Source organism: Ramlibacter tataouinensis, from assembly GCF_001580455.1.
GTDB lineage: Bacteria > Pseudomonadota > Gammaproteobacteria > Burkholderiales > Burkholderiaceae_C > Ramlibacter > Ramlibacter tataouinensis_B.
In genome coordinates this window covers 2,395,638-2,418,152 of the sequence record NZ_CP010951.1, presented here as the reverse complement: position 1 = coordinate 2,418,152, position 22,515 = coordinate 2,395,638, and the positions used below count along the sequence as shown (strand labels likewise).

The 22,515-nt window shown below is 68.7% G+C and carries 23 protein-coding genes and 3 tRNA genes; 14 read left to right on the top strand and 12 right to left on the bottom strand.

Annotation, left to right across the window (positions count from 1 at the left end):
• Positions 1 to 221 precede the first annotated feature (221 nt).
• Positions 222 to 1,361 carry a porin gene (locus tag UC35_RS11720; RefSeq protein WP_061499666.1) on the bottom strand — a complete coding sequence of 380 codons (1,140 nt, stop codon included), beginning with the start codon at positions 1,359 to 1,361 and terminating at the stop codon, positions 222 to 224.
• Positions 1,362 to 1,666: 305 nt separating this feature from the next.
• Here UC35_RS11720 and coq7 point away from each other — a divergent pair, with 305 nt between their 5' ends.
• Positions 1,667 to 2,284, top strand: a complete 618-nt coding sequence (gene coq7 / locus UC35_RS11715; protein ID WP_061499663.1) for a 2-polyprenyl-3-methyl-6-methoxy-1,4-benzoquinone monooxygenase — start codon at positions 1,667 to 1,669, stop codon at positions 2,282 to 2,284.
• A 19-nt stretch (positions 2,285 to 2,303) separates the two neighbouring features.
• Here coq7 and UC35_RS11710 read toward each other — a convergent pair whose 3' ends face one another.
• The gene (locus UC35_RS11710) at positions 2,304 to 2,756 is read right to left on the bottom strand and encodes an OsmC family protein (protein ID WP_061503804.1); all 453 of its coding nucleotides are present in this window, start codon (positions 2,754 to 2,756) and stop codon (positions 2,304 to 2,306) included.
• Between the two features lie 246 nt (positions 2,757 to 3,002).
• Between UC35_RS11710 and ilvA the strand changes: the two genes are divergently transcribed.
• On the top strand, positions 3,003 to 4,547 hold the full coding sequence (gene ilvA, locus UC35_RS11705) for a threonine ammonia-lyase, biosynthetic (RefSeq protein ID WP_061499659.1): 1,545 nt from the start codon (positions 3,003 to 3,005) through the stop codon (positions 4,545 to 4,547).
• Between the two features lie 13 nt (positions 4,548 to 4,560).
• On the opposite strand, the gene UC35_RS11700 is transcribed toward ilvA, so the two are convergent.
• Entirely contained in the window at positions 4,561 to 5,013 is a 453-nt protein-coding gene (locus UC35_RS11700; protein ID WP_061499656.1) for a type II secretion system protein N, read from the bottom strand.
• Between the two features lie 41 nt (positions 5,014 to 5,054).
• On the opposite strand from UC35_RS11700, the gene gspG reads away from it, so the two are divergent.
• Genes gspG through UC35_RS11645 form a run of 11 tightly spaced genes read left to right on the top strand, consistent with a single transcriptional unit; the run spans position 5,055 to position 14,780 of the window.
• A complete protein-coding gene (gene gspG, locus UC35_RS11695) occupies positions 5,055 to 5,495 on the top strand; it encodes a type II secretion system major pseudopilin GspG (protein WP_061499654.1) in 441 nt (146 codons plus the stop codon).
• A complete protein-coding gene (locus tag UC35_RS11690; RefSeq protein ID WP_061499650.1) occupies positions 5,470 to 5,937 on the top strand; it encodes a prepilin-type N-terminal cleavage/methylation domain-containing protein in 468 nt (155 codons plus the stop codon). Before gspG ends, UC35_RS11690 begins: the two co-directional genes overlap by 26 nt.
• Entirely contained in the window at positions 5,934 to 6,302 is a 369-nt protein-coding gene (gene gspI / locus UC35_RS11685; protein WP_061499647.1) for a type II secretion system minor pseudopilin GspI, read from the top strand. Before UC35_RS11690 ends, gspI begins: the two co-directional genes overlap by 4 nt.
• A complete protein-coding gene (locus tag UC35_RS11680) occupies positions 6,302 to 6,985 on the top strand; it encodes a type II secretion system protein J (RefSeq protein WP_061499644.1) in 684 nt (227 codons plus the stop codon). The genes gspI and UC35_RS11680 overlap by 1 nt, the downstream gene beginning before the upstream one ends.
• Positions 6,986 to 6,987: 2 nt before the next feature.
• Entirely contained in the window at positions 6,988 to 7,974 is a 987-nt protein-coding gene (gene gspK, locus UC35_RS11675; protein WP_227820530.1) for a type II secretion system minor pseudopilin GspK, read from the top strand.
• Between the two features lie 28 nt (positions 7,975 to 8,002).
• Complete coding sequence (gspL, locus tag UC35_RS11670) at positions 8,003 to 9,214, top strand: type II secretion system protein GspL (RefSeq protein WP_061499638.1); 1,212 nt, start codon at positions 8,003 to 8,005, stop codon at positions 9,212 to 9,214.
• Positions 9,211 to 9,696, top strand: a complete 486-nt coding sequence (gene gspM, locus UC35_RS24240; protein WP_061499634.1) for a type II secretion system protein GspM — start codon at positions 9,211 to 9,213, stop codon at positions 9,694 to 9,696. Before gspL ends, gspM begins: the two co-directional genes overlap by 4 nt.
• Complete coding sequence (gspN, locus tag UC35_RS24235) at positions 9,693 to 10,487, top strand: type II secretion system protein N (protein ID WP_061499631.1); 795 nt, start codon at positions 9,693 to 9,695, stop codon at positions 10,485 to 10,487. The genes gspM and gspN overlap by 4 nt, the downstream gene beginning before the upstream one ends.
• 13 nt (positions 10,488 to 10,500) lie before the next feature.
• Positions 10,501 to 12,759: a type II secretion system secretin GspD gene (gene gspD / locus UC35_RS11655; RefSeq protein ID WP_061499628.1), complete on the top strand. Its 2,259-nt coding sequence runs from the start codon at positions 10,501 to 10,503 to the stop codon at positions 12,757 to 12,759.
• A 19-nt stretch (positions 12,760 to 12,778) separates the two neighbouring features.
• On the top strand, positions 12,779 to 14,191 hold the full coding sequence (gene gspE, locus UC35_RS11650) for a type II secretion system ATPase GspE (protein ID WP_061499626.1): 1,413 nt from the start codon (positions 12,779 to 12,781) through the stop codon (positions 14,189 to 14,191).
• A 40-nt stretch (positions 14,192 to 14,231) separates the two neighbouring features.
• Positions 14,232 to 14,780 (top strand): hemerythrin domain-containing protein, encoded by a 549-nt coding sequence (locus UC35_RS11645; RefSeq protein ID WP_061499623.1) that lies wholly within the window; start codon positions 14,232 to 14,234, stop codon positions 14,778 to 14,780.
• Positions 14,781 to 14,968: 188 nt separating this feature from the next.
• Here UC35_RS11645 and UC35_RS11640 read toward each other — a convergent pair whose 3' ends face one another.
• Positions 14,969 to 15,211 carry a hypothetical protein gene (locus UC35_RS11640; protein WP_145979405.1) on the bottom strand — a complete coding sequence of 81 codons (243 nt, stop codon included), beginning with the start codon at positions 15,209 to 15,211 and terminating at the stop codon, positions 14,969 to 14,971.
• 105 nt (positions 15,212 to 15,316) lie between these two features.
• The gene (locus UC35_RS23925; RefSeq protein ID WP_061499617.1) at positions 15,317 to 16,222 is read right to left on the bottom strand and encodes a tetratricopeptide repeat protein; all 906 of its coding nucleotides are present in this window, start codon (positions 16,220 to 16,222) and stop codon (positions 15,317 to 15,319) included.
• A 194-nt stretch (positions 16,223 to 16,416) separates the two neighbouring features.
• On the opposite strand from UC35_RS23925, the gene UC35_RS11630 reads away from it, so the two are divergent.
• Positions 16,417 to 17,700 (top strand): MFS transporter, encoded by a 1,284-nt coding sequence (locus tag UC35_RS11630; RefSeq protein WP_227820529.1) that lies wholly within the window; start codon positions 16,417 to 16,419, stop codon positions 17,698 to 17,700.
• A gap of 18 nt (positions 17,701 to 17,718) precedes the next feature.
• On the opposite strand, the gene UC35_RS11625 is transcribed toward UC35_RS11630, so the two are convergent.
• The 7 genes from UC35_RS11625 to UC35_RS23515 all read right to left on the bottom strand — a co-directional run bounded on the left by UC35_RS11625 (position 17,719) and on the right by UC35_RS23515 (position 22,511).
• A tRNA-Gly gene (locus tag UC35_RS11625) sits at positions 17,719 to 17,794 on the bottom strand.
• A gap of 120 nt (positions 17,795 to 17,914) precedes the next feature.
• Entirely contained in the window at positions 17,915 to 18,580 is a 666-nt protein-coding gene (locus UC35_RS24115) for a hypothetical protein (RefSeq protein ID WP_193788640.1), read from the bottom strand.
• Between the two features lie 174 nt (positions 18,581 to 18,754).
• Positions 18,755 to 18,830, bottom strand: a tRNA-Gly gene (locus tag UC35_RS11620).
• A 41-nt stretch (positions 18,831 to 18,871) separates the two neighbouring features.
• Positions 18,872 to 18,947: transfer RNA gene (locus tag UC35_RS11615), tRNA-Phe, on the bottom strand.
• A 16-nt stretch (positions 18,948 to 18,963) separates the two neighbouring features.
• Positions 18,964 to 19,662, bottom strand: coding sequence for a response regulator (locus UC35_RS11610; RefSeq protein WP_061499614.1), 699 nt, complete (start codon positions 19,660 to 19,662; stop codon positions 18,964 to 18,966).
• A gap of 36 nt (positions 19,663 to 19,698) precedes the next feature.
• Complete coding sequence (locus tag UC35_RS11605; protein WP_415752698.1) at positions 19,699 to 21,951, bottom strand: ATP-binding protein; 2,253 nt, start codon at positions 21,949 to 21,951, stop codon at positions 19,699 to 19,701.
• The gene (locus UC35_RS23515) at positions 21,948 to 22,511 is read right to left on the bottom strand and encodes a DUF4390 domain-containing protein (protein ID WP_061499612.1); all 564 of its coding nucleotides are present in this window, start codon (positions 22,509 to 22,511) and stop codon (positions 21,948 to 21,950) included. Before UC35_RS23515 ends, UC35_RS11605 begins: the two co-directional genes overlap by 4 nt.
• Positions 22,512 to 22,515 lie beyond the last annotated feature (4 nt).

Sequence of the window (22,515 nt, the reverse complement as noted above, 5' to 3'; positions counted from 1 at the left end):
CGCATGAGGAAGGCGAAAGGATGCTAGCAGAGCAAGTCCAGTGCCGGACAGAGGGGTTTACGCTTGGCGTCGTCCCGGGCCAAGGGGGTTACTACGCAGTCGAACGCCGATTGAGCTGGACGCCCTGGCCGGCACTGCCGGGCCGCCCAAGAAAAAAGCCGCCCGAAGGCGGCTTTCAAGTTTCTTCCTTGTCTGAAGCTGGCGCGAGGCCAGCGTCAGGATCAGAAGCTGTGACGGATGCCGATGTCGAAGCCGTCGGACTTCGTGTTGGCAGCGGTCGTGGCACCGTTCAGAGCCTGGGAAGCGCCACCCGAGTTGTCGAGGCGAGCGTACGTGGTGTACAGGGCCGTGCGCTTGGACAGGTTGTGGACGTAGCCGATGGCGAACTTCTTGATCTCCGGCTTGGTGCCGATGTCGTACTCGTAGGTGGAGTAGGACAGGCGGATTTCGCCGGCGCCCACCGGGATCAGGCCACCGATCAGCCAGCCCTTGCCGTCAACGTCACCGGCGGTGGCGGTGCCGATGCTGTCAAAGCTGTACTGGCCCATCAGCTTGGCGAAACCGAAGTCCCACTGGCCGCCGACGTTGTTCTGCTCGACGTCGCCAAACGCGTAGTTGGTCTTGCTCATCGAGAAGGCCACGTTGAACGGGCCAGCCGCGTAGCCGACGCGGAAGCCGCCGCCGGTGCCGTCGCTCTTGGTGTTGCGGGTGACGGTGCCAACGGTCAGGGTCGAGTTGTCGTTGTTCTCACCCATGTAGTACTGGGCTTGGCCATAGAAGCCGCCAATATTGCCGGGCAGGAAGTAGCCGATGCTGTTGGAAGCACGGACGGCCGTCGGAACGACGACCACGCCGGTGGGCTGCGCACCCGCAGAGCCGATGGAGTTCAGCGTCTGGGTGGTGCCGACGCCGTTCGTGCCGAACGGATCGAACACGGTCAAGTTGAAGAACTGCGGCGTGTAGTCACGACCCAGGCGCAGTTCACCCCAGCCGCCAGCCAGGCTGACCGTGGAACGGCGGTTGAAGGTCAGGCCCTGACCACCACCGATACCGGCAACGGCACCGCCGGTCGCCTGGTTGTTGGTGTTGGTCGCCGAGCCGGCGCCGTTGTCGTTGTTCACGCCGGCTTCCAGCCAGAACGAAGCGGACATGCCGCCACCCAGGTCTTCCGTGCCACGGAAGCCCAGACGCGAGCTGTTGTAGCCGGAGTTCGTCAGTTGGCTCTTCTTGCTGCCGCCAACGCCTTCGCCCTTGCCGTAGGCGTAGGTCGCGTCGACGATGCCGAACAGCGTCACGGACGATTGGGCGGAGGCCGCGCCAGCGGCAGCCAGCACCGCCAGTGCAATCAGGGACTTTTTCATGCAAGTTTCTCCAAGGTTAAACATAGGGCTCCGGTTTCGAGGGGTCACTGCTCACATAGACGGCTGCGCTCCCGCCGGATCCCCGGGCCAACCTCCTTTTCGGGAAGTTGCATGTATTCCAACAGAGCATCTTTTCTTTCGCAAAGTATTTGGCTGAGGTTGACTTGCTTTCGTTGCACACAGGCAACAGAGACTGAGCAGTGCGTGGAACTGCCGCAACAGTCCGGTTTGTCGTTCCGCATGGCGAAAAATGGGCTTGACGCCGCTCAGTCGCGGGCCGGCGCCGCAGTGCTTAAACTTTGCCGATGGATCTGCTTTTGACCGCCGCCGACAGCGCCCTCCGCACCCTGTTTTCCAAACCACGGGCGGCGCGGCCCTGTCCCGTGGTCCCGGGGGACGAGACGAACCTGGGGCCCAGCGAGCGGCGCCACGCCGCCGCCCTGATGCGCGTGAACCACGTGGGCGAAATCTGCGCGCAGGCCCTGTACACGGCGCAGGCGCTGTCCACGCGCAACCCGGCGCTGCGCCGGCATTTCGAGAAGGCCTCCGCCGAAGAGACCGATCATCTGGCCTGGACCGCGGAGCGGATCAAGGAGCTGGGCGACCGCACCTCGCTGCTCAATCCACTCTGGTATGCCGGCGCCTTCGGCATCGGCCTGCTGGCCGGCCGGATCGGCGACAAGGTCAGCCTCGGCTTCGTGATCGAGACCGAGCGCCAGGTCGAGGCCCACCTGGAAAGCCACCTGGACCGGCTGCCCGAGGGCGACCACGCCTCACGCGCGATCGTGGTGCAGATGAAGGAAGACGAGGCCGCGCACGCCGCCAACGCCCTGGACGCCGGCGGCATCGAACTGCCCGCGCCGGTCAAGGGCCTGATGCGGGCGGCCGCGAAAGTGATGACCTCGACCGCGCACTACATCTGAGTGCGCGTGGCTCTGCCGCCTAGGCGGCGAGGACGTCGAAACTGGTGGTGATCTCTGCGGTCTTTGCCAGCATGATGCTGGCCGAGCAGTACTTCTCGTGACTGAGGGCCACAGCGCGTTGCACCGCCTCTGCCGGCAAATCCCTTCCGGTCACTGTGAAGTGCATGTGGATCTTGGTGAATACCTTCGGTTCGGTCGGCGCGCGCTCGGCGGTGAGCTTGACCGAGCAGCCACGCACGTCGTGGCGGCCGCGCTTGAGAATCAGCACGACGTCGTAGGCCGTGCAGCCGCCGGTGCCGGCCAGCACAGTTTCCATCGGGCGCGGCGCCAGGTCCTGCCCGCCGTTCTCGGGCTTGGCCGCATCGGGCGCGCCATCCATCATCAGCACATGGCCGCTGCCGGTTTCGGCAACGAACCCCATCCCGGAGCGGGCGCCCGTCGTCGCCCCCGTCCAACTCACCGTGCACTCCATCACGCTCTCCAAATGAGGATTCTTGTCGGTGTGGCGTAGCCTCCACACCCGAACCCGGACTGCTGCAACGCAACAAATCTCGGGCTATACTGGTTTCGCAGCATAGCGATTCCGCTGTGCCCTGGTGGCCGGCAGCAGCACTGCCCGCGCACCGCAACGCTTGTCTCCTCCACCTCCCTTGGTGGATTTAGCCCCCGTGCCGCGAGGTCCGGGGGCTTTTTTACGGGCCACTATGATTCTTTCGTTATGAGAAAGCAGCTCCAGCCGGCCGACTACCTGAAAAAGATCCTCACCGCACGGGTGTACGACGTGGCGGTGGAGTCCGCGCTGGAACCGGCGCGCAACCTCAGCCGGCGGCTTCACAACAAGATCCTGCTCAAACGCGAGGACCAGCAGGCGGTCTTCAGCTTCAAGCTGCGCGGGGCCTACAACAAGATGGCGCACCTGGCGCCCGAACAGCTCAAACGCGGCGTGATCTGCGCCTCGGCCGGCAACCACGCGCAGGGCGTGGCCATGGCCGCCCACCGCATGGGGGTGCGCGCCGTCATCGTGATGCCGGTGACCACGCCGCAGCTGAAGGTGGAGGCGGTGAAGGCACTCGGCGGCGAGGTGGTGCTGCACGGCGACAGCTATTCCGATGCCTACGACCACGCGGTCGAGCTGGAGAAGCAGCAGGCCCTGACCTTCGTGCACCCCTTCGACGACCCCGACGTGATCGCCGGCCAGGGCACCATCGCGATGGAGATCCTGCGCCAGCACCAGGGCCCGCTCGATGCGGTGTTCGTCGCCATCGGCGGCGGCGGTCTGATCTCCGGCGTGGCGAGCTACATCAAGTCGGTGCGGCCCGAGGTCAAGGTGGTGGGCGTGCAGATGACCGACTCCGACGCGATGCTGCGTTCGGTGGCGGCGAACAAGCGCGTCACGCTGCCCGACGTGGGCCTGTTCGCCGACGGCACTGCCGTGAAGCTGGTGGGCGAGGAGACCTTTCGCATCGCCCGCCAGCTGGTCGACGAATTCATCACCGTGGACACCGACGCCGCCTGCGCGGCGATCAAGGACATCTTCGTCGACACGCGCAGCATCGTGGAGCCCTCGGGCGCCATGGCGGTGGCGGCGATCAAGGAGTACGTGGCCAAGCACAAGACGCGCGGCGAGACCTACGCGGCGATCCTGTGCGGTGCCAACATGAACTTCGACCGACTGCGTTTCGTGGCCGAACGCGCCGAGGTGGGTGAAGAGCGCGAAGCCCTGTTCGCCGTCACCATCCCCGAGGAGCGCGGCAGCTTCCGGCGCTTTTGCGAACTGATCGGCACCCTGCCCGGCGGACCGCGCAACGTGACCGAGTTCAACTACCGCATCAGCGACGAAAAGGTGGCGCACGTGTTCGTGGGGCTCACCACGCACGGCAAGGGCGAGTCGGGCCGGATCGCCGCCAGCTTCACCCGGCACGGGTTCGAGGCGCTGGACCTCACGCACGACGACCTGGCCAAGGAGCACATCCGCCACATGGTGGGCGGGCACTCACCCCTGGCGAAGGACGAGCGCCTGCTGCGCTTCATCTTCCCGGAGCGCCCCGGCGCCCTCATGAAGTTCCTCTCGCGCATGCGGCCGAGCTGGAACATCTCGCTGTTCCACTACCGCAACCAGGGCGCCGACTACGGCCGGATCCTGGTCGGCATGCAAGTGCCTCAGGCGGACGGAAAGGCCTTCCAGGCCTTCCTGGACGAGCTGGGCTACCCGTACGTAGAAGAGACCAGCAACCCGGTTTACCGCCTGTTCCTGCGCTCGTAGCGCCGGGAAGGCGCTAGTCTTTCTTGCGCAGCGGCAGCTCGAGGGTCAGCGCCGGCGGGCCGCCGGGGGTCGCGCCCAGCGCGACGCGGCGGGGCTCGACCGATTGCAGGACCAGCCCTTCGTCCACCTGCGCGCCCACGCGATAGGGCCGGGGCGGCCTGCCATCGACCGCGATCAGGGCGGCGGTGCCCTGCTGCGCGCGCCCCGCGACCACGCCCAGCAGGCTGAACCGGCTGGCCAGGCTCGGGGCTGCGGCGGCGGCCGGCGCTTCGGGGCTGGAGCCCAGCAAGCGCGCCACCGCGGCGGGATCCACCGGGGCCGAGGTGCGCGCGGCCGTGGCCGGAGGAACGACGGGGCCGCCATCGATCAGCTTCATCGCCCAGTACACGGCACTCGCCGCGACCAGGCCCCAAAGCATGAAGGTACCGCCCGCGACGGCCCACCTGTTGCCCCAGTTGCTCACCATGCGGCGATTATCATTGATGCGACTGTCCAGAACCTGTTGACATGAAGCAATTGCACACCTCATGGCGCCGCGCGGCGCAAGCCGGCTTCACCCTCATCGAACTGATGGTGGTGTTGGTCATCATCGGCGTCCTCGCGGCCCTCATCGTGCCCAATGTCCTCGACCGGGCCGACGACGCGCGGGTGACCGCGGCCAAAACCGACGTGAACAACCTGATGCAGGCGCTCAAGCTCTATCGCCTGGACAACCAGCGCTACCCGACCGGCGAGCAGGGACTGCAGGCACTGGTGGCCAAGCCCAGCGCCCAGCCGGCGCCGCCGAACTGGAAGCCCTATCTCGAGAAGCTGCCCAACGACCCCTGGGGGCGGCCCTACCAGTACCTCAACCCCGGCGTGAAGGGTGAGATCGACGTGATGTCGCTCGGCGCCGACGGCCAGCCCGGCGGCGAGGGCAAGAATGCCGACATCGGTTCCTGGCAATAGGGCTAGACATACGCCGCGCGCACGCGGCTTCACCCTGTTCGAACTCCTGATCGTGGTGGCGATCATCGCGATCGCCAGCGCGGGCGTGAGCTTTGCCTTGCGTGATTCGCAGGTCACGCTGCTGGATCGCGAAGCAAAGCGCCTGGCGGCGCTGCTGGAGTCGGCGCGCGCGCAATCGCGCGCCAGCGGGGTGCCGGTGCGCTGGCGCACGACCGGGGATGGCTTCCGTTTCGAGGGCGTGGTCGCCGGCACGCTGCCGGACCACTGGCTCGCGGAAGGCACGCACGCGCAGGGCCCGGCGGTGCTGGTGCTCGGCCCGGAGCCGATCATCGGCCCGCAGGCGGTGGTGCTGATGTCTGCGGCCGCCCCGGATGTCAGCGTCCGCATCGCCACCGACGGCCTGAGGCCCTTCGCCATCGAAACGCCGGGCGCCGCGCCATGATTCGCCACCGAGCGCCCTCCCGCGGCTTCACGCTGATCGAAGTCCTGGTCGCGCTCGCCATCGTCGCCATCGCGCTGGCCGCCGGCCTGCAGGCCACCAATGCGCTCACCAGCAACGCGCTGCGGCAATCGTCCGTGCTGCTGGCCCACATCTGCGCCGAGAACGAACTGACAAAGACCCGGCTCACGCGCCAGATCCCCAACATCGGCGATTCGACCGAGCCCTGCATCCAGGCGGATCGCGAGTTCACCGTCGGTGTGACGGTGCGGCCGACGCCCAACCCGAACTTCAGGCGCGTGGATGCCCAGGTGTTCGAGCAGGGTGCGCCGGTACTGCGGCTGTCCACCGTGGTCGGGAGGAACTGATGGCTCGCGCGCGCACCCGGGGCTTCACTCTGGTCGAACTGCTGATCGCGCTGTTCGCCATGGCCTTGCTGGCGATGCTGAGTTGGCGCGGGCTGGATGGCATGACGCGCGCGCAGACGCAGACCGAAGGGCGCGCCGATGAAGTCCTCACGCTGCAGGTGGGGCTGGCGCAATGGACGGCGGACCTCGATGCCATGACGCAGCTGCGCGGCCGGACGGCGCTGGACTGGAACGGCCAGGTGCTGCGGCTCACTCGGCGCAGCAGCGCCGGCCCGGCCGACGGGGTCGTCGTGGCCGCCTGGACCCACCGGCTCGTGAACGGCAGCGGCATGTGGCTGCGCTGGCAATCGGCGCCGGTCACCACCCAGGGCGAGCTGGACCAGGCCTGGTCGCGCGCCGACCTGTGGGCGCGCAACCCCGGGACCGAAGAGCGCGCGCGCGAAGTCGCGGTGACGCCGCTGGAAGACTGGCAGCTGTTCTATTTCCGCCAGAACGCCTGGACCAATCCGCTGTCGAGCGGCGACACCCAGGGCCCCGCCCCTTCCGCACCGCCACCGGGCGCCGCGGTGAGCCAAGCCGGGCCGGGACCGCTGCCCGAGGGCATCCGGCTCATCCTGGAGCTCGCGCCGGGCCAGGCTGTGACCGGCACCATCACGCGCGACTGGGCGCGGCCGGCATCATGACGATGAAACGCACGCAGGCCGGGGCCGCGCTGCTGATGGCGATGCTCACCGTGGCACTGGTCGCGACCTTCGCGGCGGCCGCGCTGTGGCAGCAATGGCGCAGCGTCGAAGTGGAAACGGCCGAACGCGCGCGCATTCAGGCGAGCTGGATCCTCACTGGCTCACTGGACTGGGCGCGGCTGGTGCTGCGCGAGGATGCGCGCTCCGGAAACGTGGACCACCTGGGCGAGCCCTGGGCGGTGCCCTTGGAGGAGGCGCGGCTGTCGAGTTTCCTGTCTGCCGACCAGGGCGTCAGCAACGCCGACATCGGCCCCGGGGTGATGGATGCCTTTCTTTCCGGCACCGTCACGGACCTGCAGTCGCACCTGAACGTCAACGACCTGGTCGAGTCCACCGGTACGCCGCGGGAGGCGTCCCACACCATCTTCGCGCGCCTGTTCGCGATCCTCAACCTGCCCCAATCCGAACTGGACAAGCTGGCGGAGAACCTGCGTTTTGCAGTGGTGGCCGCCAGCACCAGCCCGGGGGCGGCGCAGGCGCCGCTATTGCCGCAAGGGGTGGCCCAGCTGGCCTGGCTCGGCGTGAGCCCCGACACCGTGGCGGCGCTGTCGCCGTTCGTGACGATCCTGAACACGACGCAGCCGACCCCCGTGAACCTCAACACCGCGCCCGCCGAAGTGATCGCCGCGGCCGCCGGGGTGCCGCTGGCGCAGGCCCAGCAACTGGTGCGCGAGCGCGACGGCGCGCACTTGAAGAACTCTGCGGAAGCGCAGCGGGTCCTGGGCACGCTCACGCCGGATCGGCTCCAGGCCCTGGGCGTGAGTTCGAGTTTCTTCGAAGTGCGCGCTCGCCTGCGCCTGGACCAGCTGGTGGTGGAAGAGCGCGCCGTGCTCCAGCGCGTCAACCGGAACGACGTGCGCGTGATCCAGCGCGAGCGGGTCGTCGTGGATCCCAATGCGCCGGCGCAACTTGCTGCCGCGCGCCGCTAGCGCGCCAGCCTTTCTACAATCCCCACACATGAGCGCCCTCATCGTCGCCCTTCCAGCGCACCCGGTCAGCGGTGCGACCGAGTTCGAGTTCGCGCTCACGCACGACGGCAGCGCCGTCGCCAGCCACGGTGCCGCGCAGGCGTCGGTGCTGCCGGCGCCCACGCGCGCGGGCAGCGAAGTGGTGGCCCTCGTACCGGTGCGCATGCTGTCCTGGCACCGGGTCGAACTGCCCAAGGGCGTGAGCCTGCGCTCGCCCCGCCTGCGCAGCGTGCTCGAGGGCCTGCTCGAGGACCAGCTGCTCGACGAGCCCGAGGCGCTGCACTTCGCACTGCAACCCGAGGCGGCCGCGGACGCGCCGCTGTGGGTCGCCACCTGCGATCGCCAGTGGCTGCGCGGCGCGCTGCAGCTGCTCGAGGCGGCGGGCCGCCCGGTGTCGCGCATCGTCCCTGAATTCGCGCCCGAGGGCAGTCCGGCGCTCCATGCGATCGGCGAGCCCGAGGACGCCAGTCTGGTGCTGGCCGGCGCCGATGGCGTTGCGCTGCTGCCGCTCGCCACCACGGCGCTGGCGCTGCTGCCGCCCTCCCTGCCGGAAGACACGCCCTGCGTCGCCGAGCCGCCGGTAGCGGCGCTCGCGGAACAGGTGCTGCAGCACGCGCCCATCCTGCTGCAGCCGGCGCAGCGCTGGGTGCAGGCGGCGCAGTCCGCCTGGGACCTGGCCCAATTCGACCTGTCCAGTTCAGGACGCTCGCGCGCGCTCAAGCGGATGGGCACGGTCTGGGCCGACATGCTGGCCGCGCCGCAGTGGCGGCCGGCGCGCTGGGGCGCGGCGCTGCTGGTCGTCATCAACCTGGTGGGCCTGAACGCTTGGGCCTGGCGCGAGCGGGCGGCCCTGAACGACAAGCGCGAAGCCATGGGCCGGGCCCTGACGCAGACTTTCCCGAACGTGAAGCTGGTGGTCGATGCCCCGGCGCAGATGGAGCGTGAAGTGGCCGCCCTGCGCCAAGCCACCGGTGCGACCTCCGGACGCGACCTGGAGGCGATGCTGGCGGCCCTGGCCGGCACGCTGCCGCCGCAACGCACGCCGACGGCCCTCGACTACGCCAACGGCGAGCTGCGCACCAAGGGCATTTCGCTACAGCCCGATGAGATCAAGGCGGCCACCTCCGGCCTCAAGTCGCGCGGCTACGCGGCAGCCCAGAGCAGCGACGCCCTGGTTCTCACCTTCGAGGCGCAGCCATGAACGCGCGCCTCCAGGCCTTGCGCCGGCGCTGGGCCGCGCTGGCAAAGCGCGAGAAGACGATGGTGGTGGCGGCCGCCACGGTGGTCGGTGTCGCGCTGCTGTGGATGCTGGCGGTCGGTCCGGCCCTGTCCACGCTGCGGACTGCGGACGCGCAGCGGCGCACGCTCGACGCCCAGTTGCAGCGGATGATCGCGCTGCAGGCGCAGGCGCAATCGCTGCAGGCGCAGCCGAAACAGAACCACGACGAGGCCGTGCGGCAACTCGAGGCCGCGGTCCGCCAGGGGCTCGGGGCCTCGGGCCGGATGGCGATCCAGGGCGAACGCGCGACGATCACGCTGACCGGCGCGGCCCCGGACGCGCTCGCGCAGTGGCTGGCGCAGGCGCGCCTGAACGCGCGCGCGATACCAGCCGAAGCCCACCTGGTGCGCAACGCCGGCGGCGCGTGGGACGGCAGCCTGGTCCTGACCCTGCCGTCGAAGTGACCGCCCCTGCCACGACAGCGCCGGCACGCGCCTCCTGGACCTGGGCCTTCGCCGGGGCTGCGCTGGGCCTGGCGCTGGCGCTGCTGCTCTTCATTCCCGCGAGCTGGCTCGGCAGCCGCATCGACGAGGCGACCGCGGGGCGCCTGCAATTGAGCGACGCGCGCGGCACGCTGTGGACCGGCTCCGCGCAGCTGTTGCTGACCGGGGGCGCGGGCAGCAAGGCTGAGTTGGCACTGCCGGGCCGCATCGACTGGCACGTGCGGCCACGCTGGAACGGGCTCGCGGTCGAATTGAATGCCCCCTGCTGCACCATGCGACCGGTGGCCATGCGCCTGAAACCGGGATGGCGCGGCGTCGCCGTCGAAGTCGATGATGGGCAGACCCAATGGCCGGCCGCCTTGCTCGCCGGCCTGGGCACGCCCTGGAACACGCTTCAGCTTGACGGCGATTTAACTCTTTTAACGCAGAGCCTTTCAGTAGAATGGATCGAAGGCCGGATGGCCCTTGCCGGACGAGCCGAATTGCGGGCGCAACGCCTGTCGTCGCGCCTGTCCACCTTGAGGCCGATGGGCAGCTATCGCATCACCCTCGTGGGAGGCGCCACGCCGACACTGCAACTCGAAACGCTGGAAGGCAGCCTGCAACTGAGTGGCAGCGGCCAGTGGATCGGCTCGCGCCTGCGTTTTTCGGGCGAGGCCACCGCGGCCCCGGACCGGGAGGACGCGCTTTCGAACCTGCTCAATATCATCGGCCGGCGCAGCGGCGCGCGCTCCATCATCTCGATTGGGTAGGGCCCGTCAAAGTATGAAGAACCACCCCCGCTCCCCCTTCGCCCGTTCCACCGCGCTGTGCCTGGCCTGCGCCCTTGCCGCGAGCGGCCCGGGACTGGCGCAGCCCCAGCCACAGCAACAGCGCCAGCGCGCATCGCGCGAGCCCGTGACCCTGAACTTCGTCAACGCCGAGATCGAGGCGGTGGCGCGTACCATGGCGGCGATCACGGGCCGCAACATCGTGGTGGATCCGCGCGTGAAGGGCACGATCAACCTGAGCACCGACCGGCCGGTGCCGCCGAACGTCGCGTACAACCAGTTCCTCGCCGCCTTGCGGCTATCGGGCTTCACGGTGGTGGAGTCGCAGGGCCTGCTCAAGCTGGTGCCCGAGGCCGATGCGAAGCTGCAGACCGGCGCCGTGTCGGCCGGGCCGCCGGCCGGCGGCGCGCAGATCGCCACGCAGATCTTCCGTCTGAGCTACGAGTCGGCCAACAACCTGGTGCCCATCCTGCGCCCCTTGATCAGCCCGAACAACACGATCAACGTGAATCCGGGCAACAACTCGCTGGTCATCACCGACTACGCCGACAACCTGCAGCGCATCGGCCGCATCATCGCCGCGCTGGACGTGACCAATGCCACCGACGTCGACGTCATCCCGCTGCAGCACGTGCTGGCGGTCGACGTCGCTCCCGTGGTGCAGCGCCTGATCGATGCCAGCGGCGCTGCCCCGGCAGCGCCCGGGGCACCCGCGCCAGCGGTCGGTGGCGCCGACGGGACGCGCGCCACCATCATTCCGGAAGCGCGCAGCAACGCGCTGCTGGTGCGCGCGCCCAATCCCGCGCGCCTGACCCTGATCCGCTCGCTGGTGCAGAAGCTGGACCAGCCGGCGGGCCAGAGCGCCGCCGGCAACATCTGGGTGGTGTACCTGAAGAACGCGGACGCCACGCGCCTGGCCGTGACGCTGCGCGCCGCGCTGTCGGCCCTCGGCCCGAGCGGCACGGCGGGTGCGGCGGGCGGAGCGACGGCCGCGCCCACGGCCAGCGTGGTGCCGACCGCCGCCACCGCGGCCGGCGCCGCCACCGGGGCGGCCTCGCCGCAGGCCACGGCGCCCACGCAGCCGGTGGGCCAGGTGCAGACCGGCGGTCAGATCCAGGCCGACCCGGCCACCAACGCGCTGATCATCACGGCGGCGGAGCCGCAGTACCGGCAGATCCGCGCCGTGATCGACATGCTCGATTCGCGCCGCGCGCAGGTGTACGTGGAAAGCCTGGTTGCCGAGGTGAGCACCACCCGCGCCGGGCAGTTCGGCATCCAGTGGCTGACGACGGCCAACAGCGGCGGCGGCACGGTGGGCATCCTGGGCACCAACTTCACGCAGGGCGGCACCACCAACCTCCTGGACCTGAACATTCAGGCGGACGCCACGAACCCGACCAAGCCCCAGCCGGGCTTCAACATCGGCACGGCCCGCCAGATCGCGGGACGGTTCATCCTGACCTCGATCGCGAACTTCCTCCAGAGCACGGGCGACGGCAACGTGCTGGCCACGCCCAACCTGCTCACGCTGGACAACGAGGAAGCCAAGATCGTGGTCGGCCAGAACGTGCCCTTCGTCACCGGCCAGTTCACCAACACCGGGGCCGCCCAGGGTTCGGTGAATCCGTTCCAGACCATCGAGCGCCGCGACGTGGGCCTGACGCTGCGCGTGCGCCCGCAGATCAGCGAGAACGGCACCATCAAGATGCAGCTGTTCCAGGAGGTCTCCACCATCGACCAGACTTCGGTCGGTTCGCCCACGGGCCTCATCACGAACAAGCGCTCGCTCGAGTCGAGCATCCTTGTGGACGACGGTGCCATCGTGGTGCTCGGCGGCCTGCTGCAGGACCAATACTCCAACAACGACCAGAAGGTGCCCTTGCTCGGCGACGTGCCGATCGTGGGTGACCTGTTCAAGACCCAGACGCGGCAGCGCGTGAAGACCAACCTGATGGTCTTCCTGCGCCCGGTGGTGATCCGCGACAGCGTGCAAAGCGACGCGATCTCGCTGGACCGCTACGACCTGATGCGCGGCATGCAGATGCAGGCGCAGCCGCCGCAAAGCATCGTGATCCCGGTGAACGAGTCGGCGATCATGCCGCCGCCGCCGGCGCCGGCGCCCGCGCCGGGGACCGCGCCCGCCGCTCCCACCGCACCGGCTGCGCCTCCGATGCCGCTGCCCCCGAGCAGCACGGCCCCAGCCGCGGGGCGGCCTGTTACGCAGTCGGCGGTGCCGACGCCGCTCGGACGCTGATTTCGTCAGAATCGGCCTGATGCGATATCCGCTGCCCTACGCGTTCGCGCGCAGCCACCAGTTGCTGCTCGAAGAGGACGGCGCCCAGCTGGTGCTGTGGCATGCCGCCGCGCCGGCGACGCCGGCCCTCGGCGAGGTGATCCGCAAGTTCGGCGTGCGCGCCCTGCAGCCGCTCGACCCCGCCGAGCTGGCCCAGCGCATCAGCGTGGCCTACTCGCAGGGCGAATCGAGCGCCGCCACCATCGTCAGCGAGGTGCAGAACGACGCCGACCTCTCGCGCATGATGCAGGAACTGCCGGCGGTGGAGGACCTGCTGGAGACCAGCGATGACGCGCCCATCATCCGCATGCTCAACGCCCTGTTGACGCAGGCGGCGCGCGACGGCGCGAGCGACATCCACATCGAGCCGTACGAGCGGCATTCGAGTGTGCGTTTCCGGGTGGATGGCACCCTGCGCGAAGTGGTGCGGCCCAACCGGGCGCTGCACGCGGCGCTGATCTCGCGCCTGAAGATCATGGCCGAACTCGACATCGCCGAGAAGCGCCTGCCGCAGGACGGCCGCATCTCGCTGCGCATCGGCACGCGGGCTGTGGACGTGCGCGTGTCCACGCTGCCCAGCGCGCACGGCGAGCGCGCGGTGCTGCGCCTGCTGGACAAGAGCGAGTCCAAGCTCAGTCTCGAATCGGTCGGCATGACCGGCGACACGCTGCACCGCTTCCTGGCCCAGATCGCGCAGCCGCACGGAATCCTCCTGGTGACCGGCCCCACCGGCTCGGGCAAGACCACCACGCTCTATGCGGCGCTGAGCCGGCTGGATGCAACCAGCAGCAACATCATGACGGTGGAAGACCCGATCGAGTACGAACTGCCGGGCATCGGCCAGACGCAGGTCAACGCCAAGATCGACCTCGATTTCGCCAAGGCCCTGCGCGCCATCCTGCGCCAGGACCCGGACGTGATCATGATCGGCGAGATCCGCGACTTCGAAACCGCGCAGATCGCGATCCAGGCCTCGCTCACCGGCCACCTGGTGCTGGCGACCCTGCACACCAACGACGCCGCCAGCGCTGTCACGCGACTGACCGACATGGGCGTCGAGCCCTTCCTGCTCAGTTCTTCGCTGCTGGGCGTGCTGGCGCAGCGGCTGGTGCGCAAGCTCTGCCCGCACTGCCGTGTACAGACCAACGGCACCTGGACGGCCAAGGGCTGTCCAGAGTGCGGGCATACGGGCTACCATGGGCGCACCGGCGTGTTCGAATTGATGGTGGCCAGCGATGGGATTCGCGCGCAGATCCACAGCGGCGCGCCGGAAGCCGAGATCCGGAGCAAGGCGCTCGCGGCCGGCATGACGCTGATGCGTGACGACGGCGAGCGCCTGGTCCGCGAGGGCATGACCTCACGCGAGGAACTGGTCCGGGTCACGCGCGAATAGCCAACCGCGCCCTTGCACTGCGCAAGGAGAGAAAGGCCCCATGTTGGATCCGGTGAAGGCCTGGCACGAGGAACACATGTACTTCAGCCGGCTGCTGCGCCTGCTGCGCAAGGAAGTCGAGGTGTTCCACGGCGGCGACGCGCCGAACACCCAGCTGATGCTGGACATCATTTCCTACCTGCGCGAATACGCCGACCAGTACCACCACCCGCGCGAGGATGAGGCCTTCCGCCGCCTGGTCGCCTTGCGCCCGGACCGGCAGCTGCCGCTGGCGCGCCTGATGCAGGAACACCGCGTGATCGCCCGCGCCGGCGATGAGCTGGCGCGCATGCTCGAAGAGATCGATGCGGGCGCCATCATCCAGCGCGCCGACATCGAGGAGGCGGCGGCCATCTTCCTGGTCTATTACGGCAACCACATCGCCAGGGAAGAAGAAGACATCCTGCCGCTGGCCGGCCGCCTGCTGCAGGAGCCCGACTGGATCGCGGTCAAGGATGCCGCGCCGGCCGGCAACGACCCGCTGTTCGGCGCCGAGCCGCTGGAACGCTTTCGCGACCTGCGGCGCCGCATCGAGGCCGAGGCGGCCTAGCCGCTTCCTGTGGCGGAGCCGAGCGCTCGTTCGGGGGCGTGCGGCTGTCCCGGCAGATCGATCGGTATGTAGCGTCGCCCGGGCTCCTCATCGGGCGGCGGCGCCGTCGGCTTGGGATCGCCCGGCTGCGGATCAGGATTGTTCAGCGGCGGAACGTTCTCCGGCGCCGGGACATCGGGAGGCATCACTCAGCCCCGCTGCGTGCTCGGCCGCTTCGCGCCCAGGTCGCTGCGGTCGTCCGGAAGCTCAGGCTCGCCCTGCTCGTCGAAATCGATGGGATGGGCATGCTCCGGCAGGCCGGGACGGCGGCTGATGTCGGTCGCCTGTTCGAGCTCGGCCGCCTCCGGCGACCCTGGTTCGGGCTCGGGAATCTTCTGCTGGGGAAAGCGACGCGTCATCGCATCGCCCAACGGGGTGGAATCGTCTGGCATGTCCGCTCTCCTTTCAAGCCATTGTGGGGAGCGGCCGGCGGCGCATTGTTCAGCGAGCGCCGCGTGCGCTTGTCGGATCCGGCTGTCGGACTGAATAGCGCGAGCTCAGGGATTCCAGTCATCGCCGCCGGCATCACCGGCCGCAGCGCCGCCGGCGTCGTCCCAGCCGACGTCATCGGCGATGCCGAAGTTCTCGCCGCCCATTCCGGTGTTGAGCTTGCGCCGCATGCCTTCGTCGATGGCGTCGAGGTCGGGCGGAATGCTGCCCGTGCGCTGGCCCTCCGGCGCCGGCTGGCCTTCTTCCGCCAAGATGCGCCGCCCCAGCTCGTGCGCGGCCAGCGCGCCGGCGCCCACCGCCAAGCCGGCGCCCAGTCCCCGCATGATCGTCGGCCCTTGGCCCGGCGCATTCGCCGCTGCCCCTGGCCCGGTCGTGGGTCCGGTCTGCTCATGGGGAGCCGCCGGCCGGGTCGCTTCGCCGGCGCTGCCGCCTTCCAATGCCCGGACCGCCGCGCCGGCGCGGCGCATCACCAGGGCGACGACCACGACGGCCGCGACCAAACCGCCGAGGCCCCAGGCCAAGCCGGTGGCGGAACGGCCGGCACTGTGGCCGGGGTCGGCGCCGGCCGGCGCGGGCGAAGCGCCCCCTCCGGTCGAGCCCCCGCGCGGCGGCGCGTTGATCTGGTTCTGCAAGGCCTGCACCGACTCGGGCCTGGCGAAGGGCAGCCCCGGCGCGAGCCTTTCCGCGGCGGACAACTCGGCGCGTGCGAGGTTGAAGTCCTTGTCGCGCGCGGCCAGTTCCGCCTTGACGTAGTGCGCCCGCGCGCTATCCGGATGCGCCTTCAGCACCTGGTCGATCAGGCCCTGCGCCTTCTGCAGCTCGCCGCTGTTGGCTGCCTGGTAGATCTGCGCCAGCGTGGGCTCGCTGTCGGCCCGCTGCGCGCCGGCGCTGAGGGCGAACCACGAGAGCAGAAACACGCCCAGCAGCCCGATGAGCCTGGATGCGAACTTCATGTCGGCCTTCCTTTCGTCGAAAGGACAGGACCTTGATGCTCTGCGCCGCGCTGGCCCGGCCGCGTCAGGGTGGCGCGACAGCATTCGTAGGGAAAGGTCGGCTGAGCCGGGGCGATTTGACGCGTCCGGACCGTCCCGCTACCCTCCGCTGCCTGGACCACACCGCGCCCTCGCGGGCGAAAGGGGACTTGCCCATGCCCGCCACCTCCTCGGCGCTGCCTGCCCTGTTTGCCTCTTCCCGCCTGCACTACGCGTGGGTGATGCTGGCGCTGACCTTCCTGTATTCGGTCTTCATCACCTCGGCCCTGGGCGTGCCGGCGGTGCTGATCCTGCCGATGTCGCGTGAGCTCGGCTGGAGCATCGGCGAGCTGGCCGCGCCGCAGGGACTGCGCCTGGCGATCTTCGGGCTGTGCGCGCCGCTCGCGGGCGGCCTGATGCTGCGCTACGGGCCGCGGGTCATGACGGCGATCTCCGGGGCCCTGCTGCTGGCCGGCATGCTCATGTCGATCACCATGACCAGCAAGTGGGAGCTGTGGCTCGGCATGGGCATCCTGCTCGGGCTGGCCCCGGGCATCACCGCGATGCAGCTGACGGCGGTGGTGCCGACGCGCTGGTTCGTCACGCACCGCGGACTGGCGGTCGGGGTGCTCGGATCCGCGGTGGCGACCGGCACCCTGATCTTCATGCCGCTGGCGGCGTGGATCAGCGAGGCCTGGAGCTGGCGCGTTGCGCTGCTCGTGCCCACCATCGGCGCGACGCTGACCTGGTTGCTGTTCCTGTGGCTGGCGCGCAATCGCCCGCAGGAAGTCGGCCTTCAGCCGCTGGGCGCCGAAGCGCCGGTGGCGGTGCCCGCCGCTCCGACGGCGAACTTCCTGCACCTGAGCCTGCGCGCGCTGGCGGCGGGCGCGAAAAGCCGCATGTTCTGGCTGCTCGCGTTCACCTTCGGGATCTGCGGGGTCTCCAGTTTCGGACTCACGCAGGCGCACCTGGTGCCCTTCTGCAACGACATCGGCGTGCCGCTCGGCGTGTCGGCATGGCTGCTGGCGGTCATCGCGGTGTGCGACATGATCGGCACCATCGGCTCGGGCTGGCTGGCCGACCGCTACGACAACCGCTGGCTGCTGGCGGTCTACTACGGCCTGCGCGGCGTGGCGCTGGTGTGGCTGGTGTATGCCGACGTGTCCACCATCGCGCTGCTCACGTTCGCGGTGATCTACGGGCTGGACTTCATTGCCACCCTGCCGCCCACGGTGCGCCTGACGGTGCAGTCCTTCGGTCCGGACATGGGCCCCGCGGTGTTCGCCTGGGTGTTCGCATCGCACCACGTGGCGGCCGGCTTGATGGCGGTAGGCACGGGCATCAGCCGCGATGCGATCGGCACTTACGCGCCGGCCTTCCTGCTGGCGGGGGTGCTGTGCATCGTGGCGGCGGTGAGCTTCCTAGCGACGCGCAGGCCGCGATTGGCAGCGGCAGCCTGAAGCTGCGGCGAAGATCCGTGGAGCGGGAAAAGAGTCTCGAACTCTCGACCTCAACCTTGGCAAGGTTGCGCTCTACCAACTGAGCTATTCCCGCGGGGTCGAAGAAAAAGCCCGCGTGGGCTTTTTCTTGAATTGGTGGTGGCCTGGGGCGGAACCACCGACACGCGGATTTAGACGCGCCCGATCGACTGAGTGGACGCTGCCTGCAAGTGGACTACTTGTTAGCCACGCCCGCTGCGACCGGGGCCATCGAAGCAGACGCTGGCGTTGCGGGCGTTGCGGGCGTTGCGGGCGTTGCGGGCGCGAGGGTGCTCGTTTTGCCCATGAGCACCGTGATGAGAGACGGATAGTCGTACGCCGCTCCGGTACCGACATCCACCGCCGCGCCGATTACGCCTCCGAAGAGGAGGTTGCCGAAGGCCATCGCCTTGGTGCCGGACTTTGCCGAAACGAGACCAGGTTCATGGGCCTCTTTGGTACAGTGCACCGCCAAATCTTCATAGCTTCTTTGAACGGTGGTGGAGCCTGGTGTCGTCACGAACCAAGCACCCTTGTCGTTCGAAAGTTTGCAGGTCGCGCCCGAGACAACACCCGAATCGTTGCGGGTCTCGACGGAGACCGGTTGATTCTGGCCGTTAACGATTGAGGCGCAGCCGACCAGGTACACAGACGCGCCAAGCATGGCGCACATACAAATTCGCTGAAACACTAGCTCATCCTTAAAGTGTTGCAATTGTAGACGGGCGTCTGAGCGGTGCTTCAGTTGATATTCCCGATTGAGGCCTGAAATGAGGCCAGCTTTCCACACCTGCGCGACCAGAACTGAATGTCGGGGCGGAGATCTTGATTGCAGTTCGTTGCCCGCCAACAGGTCAGCCACCGCAGATCGACGCGGGCCGCGAGTACGACATGTGAGCGAACCGGACAAGGAAAAAGCCCCTGACCATTTCTGATCAGGGGCTTCCAACCTGGCGGCCTGGGGCGAAAACGAACCACCGAGACGCGGATCTGCAATCCCACAATGACGCGAGGTGGCGACTATGAGAAATAGAGATGGAGCGGGAAAAGAGTCTCGAACTCTCGACCTCAACCTTGGCAAGGTTGCGCTCTACCAACTGAGCTATTCCCGCGGGGTCGAAGAAAAAGCCCGCGTGGGCTTTTTCTTGAATGGTGGTGGCCTGGGGCGGAATCGAACCACCGACACGCGGATTTTCAATCCGCTGCTCTACCAACTGAGCTACCGGGCCAGAGCCAGAAATTATATCAGGCGCTGCGCTTGCCCCTCGAGAGGTCCACGCCCAGCTGCTTCAATTTGCGATAGAGGTGGGTGCGCTCCAGGCCGGTCTTTTCGGCCACGCGGGTCATGGAGCCGCCCTCCTTGGCCAAGTGGAACTCGAAGTAGGACTTCTCGAATTCGTCGCGCGCGTCGCGCAGCGGCTTGTCCAGCTCGAACAGCTGGCGCGCCTGCGGACCCATTTCCACCACCGGCGGCAGGCTCTGGCCGCCGGTCATGGCCGCTTCCACGGTGAGCTCCACTGCCGGCGGGGCGGCCATCATCACGGGGCCGGGCTTGCGCGCGGCGGCCGCGGCGGCGCTGGTAGTGCGCGTCAAGGCCGCTTCCACGGCCTTGAGCAGCTTCTGCATGGTGATCGGCTTTTCCAGGAAGGCCTGGGCGCCGATCTTGGTGGCCTCCACCGCCGTCTCGATGGTGGCGTGGCCGCTCATCATGATCACCGGCATGGACAGCAGGCCGGTGGTGGACCACTCCTTGAGCAGCGTCACGCCGTCGGTGTCGGGCATCCAGATATCCAGCAGGACCAGGTCGGGCCGGCCACGCTGGCGCGCGCTGCGCGCCTGAGCCGCGTTCTCAGCGAGCTCTACGTTGTGGCCTTCGTCGTTGAGGATTTCAGAGAGCAGGTCGCGAATGCCAAGTTCGTCGTCGACCACCAGGATGTTTGCCATGTTTTCGCAGCGTTCCGTCGCGGCAGGGATGTGTTGCTAAGCCGCAACTGCGAATGATAGCGACACTTGGGCACCCAAAATCGCCCCGTCCTGCTGGCGATTCTTGAGATCGACGCGCGCGCCGTGGTCATCCGCGATCTTTTTCACGACGGCGAGGCCAAGACCCGTCCCCTTGGCCTTGGTCGTGACGTAGGGCTCAAAAGCGCGCTTCAGCAGGTGATCGGCGAAGCCGGTGCCGGTATCCTGCACGATCAGGCGCACTCGCCGGGACTTCTCGTGCCATTCGGTCAGGACCTTGACCTCGCGCAGCGGGCGCCCCTCGGTGGCGTCCTGGGCGTTTTGCAACAGGTTGTGAATCACCTGCCGCAACTGGTGTTCGTCGCCCATGATTTTCGGGCAGTCGGGATCAAGCTGCAGGTGCACCGGCACGTGGGCCGGGTCGCCGTCGGCGCCCTCGCGCGCGTACAGCGCCAGCACGTCGCCGACCAGCCGGTTGAGGTCCATCGGCTTGAGTTCGGCGGCCGGCAGACGCGCATAGTCGCGGAACTCGTTGACCAGGCGCTTCATGGCATCGACCTGGTCGACGATGGTCCGGACCGACTTGGCCAGCACCGCCTGCTCGGCGGAGGCCAGCTTGCCGGTCAGTTTCATTTCAAGCCGCTCGGCCGACAGCTGGATCGGCGTCAGCGGATTCTTGATCTCGTGCGCCAGGCGGCGCGCCACTTCGCCCCAGGCCTGGGCGCGCTGCGCCGACACGATCTCGGAGATGTCGTCGAACACCAGCAGCCGCGCGTTGCCCGGCATCTCGGCGCCGCGGGCGACCAGGGTGACGGTGTCCGGCGTGCCCGCGTTCAACTCGAAGGATTGCTGCCAGTGGTCCAGCGCGTGCAGCTTGCGCTCGGCCATGTAGTCGTCGAACTGCTGCTGCACGGCCTGGCCGAAGCTCTCCAGGCCCTGCACCGCCGCCAGCGGCTGGCCCTCCCAGGCCGCCAGCGGCACGCGCAGGATGCGCGTCGCGCCGGGATTGGACGCCTGGATCTTGCCCTGCTCGTCGAGCACCACCACGCCGGCCGTCAGGTTGTCCAGGATGGTCTGCAGGTTGGCGCGCGCAGCGCTCACCTGCCCCATGCTCTTTTCGACCGCGGCGCGCGCGTCGGCGAGTTGCTGCGTCATCTGCGCAAACGACCGGGTGAGTCCGCCGAGTTCGTCCTTGCCCTGCAGCGCCGGCTTGGGACTGAGGTCGCCGGCGGCCACCTCGCGCACGCCCGCGGCCAGCAGCAGCAGCGGGCGCGCGAGCTGGTTGCCCAGCACGACCGCCAGCAGCACGGCGCCGATCACCGCCAGGATCAGGCTCAGGGTCAGCGTGCCGATGTACATGCGGCGCAGGCCCTCGCGCGCCAGCGCCCGCTCCTGGTACTCGCGGTTGGCCTCCTGCACCGCGATGGCGTTGGCCACCAGCCCGGCCGGCAGCGGCTGCGTGGCCTGCAGCACGCGCGGCTCGCCGAAGGAGCCCACGCCCGATGGCGCCACGACGGCCAGCGCCTTGATGCGGGCGTTCGATGCGGTGCCGGGCGCCGGCTCGTCCAGGCCCTCGATCACGGCCATCGTGCGTTGCGAGCGCACGCTGCGCAGCTGCTGCTGCGTGATGCGCTCCGGATTGACCAGGAACCGCGTTTGGCCGGCGCTGGCGATCAGCTGGCCATTGCCGCTCCACAGGATCAGGTCGCTGGCCGACAGCTGCTCGCGCAGCCGCTCCAGCGCCAGCGGCACCGAGGTGTCCGGCGTCTCAGCCAGTTGCAGCGCGGCGTTGCGGGTCTTGCCGGCCAGGTCGTTGGCCAGGGTGTCGAGGGTGACCCGCCCGAGGTTCAGGCCGGCGTCGAGCGCGCCTTCCACCTTGACGTCGAACCAGCTCTCGATCGAGCGCGACACGAACTGGTAGGACACCACGTAGATCAGCAGGCCGGGCATGAACCCGACCAGGGCGAAGATCGCGGCCAGCTTGACCAGCAGGCGGCTGCCGAACTTGCCGCGCCGCAGGCGCGTGAGCAGGCGCAGCGCGATCCAGCCGATCACCAGCAGCAGGATGCCGGCCACCACCACGTTGATGACGAACAGGCGGCCGTAGTTGCGCTCGTACAGCTCGCGGTTGTTGGTGGCCTGCGTGAGCAGGAACATCAGCACGATGGCGATCGCCACCATGATGGCCGCGCCCACCCCCACCGCCCAGCGGAACGCGCGCGAGCTGCGCAGCGCGGTCCGGGAGGACGCCGGGGTCGCCACGCCGTTCACCGCGGGGTTTCGAGGGCCAGGCGCTGGTTGCGCGAGGCCACGATGGTCCAGTCCGACTGGCCGACGGCGCCGATCTGGAAGGGGCGCGGCAGCTGCGACACGTCGAGCCGGAAGCGGAAATCCACGTTGTAGCGCGCGTCCGGGTCGACCTCGGACGCATCGGCGATCTTCCAGTGCGAGATCCGCTGCACCAGGGCGAGCGCCTCGTCGCGCGTGTCGAAGTTCTGACCCAGCGCCAGCCCGGAGCTGCCGATCTGCGTGGGCGAGACGACCAGGCGCCAGCGGCGCGTCAGCGGCTGGTAGGACAGCCGCATGTGGCGCGTGGCGGTCGCCACCTGCTTGTCGTACCAGTACCAGCGGTCGCGCAGCAGCACGGCCTCGGCCACGAAGTACATGGGGATGCCCTTCTGCAGGGCATCGTCGACGGCCTGCGGCAGCTCGAACTGGACATTGGCCGACAGCAGCAGCCCGTCTTCGGTGCGATCCAGGCGCAGGTGCGCGATTTCGGCGCCCGAACTTTCGGCCCGCGCCGCGCCTGCCAGCAGCAGGGCCAGGCACATCAGC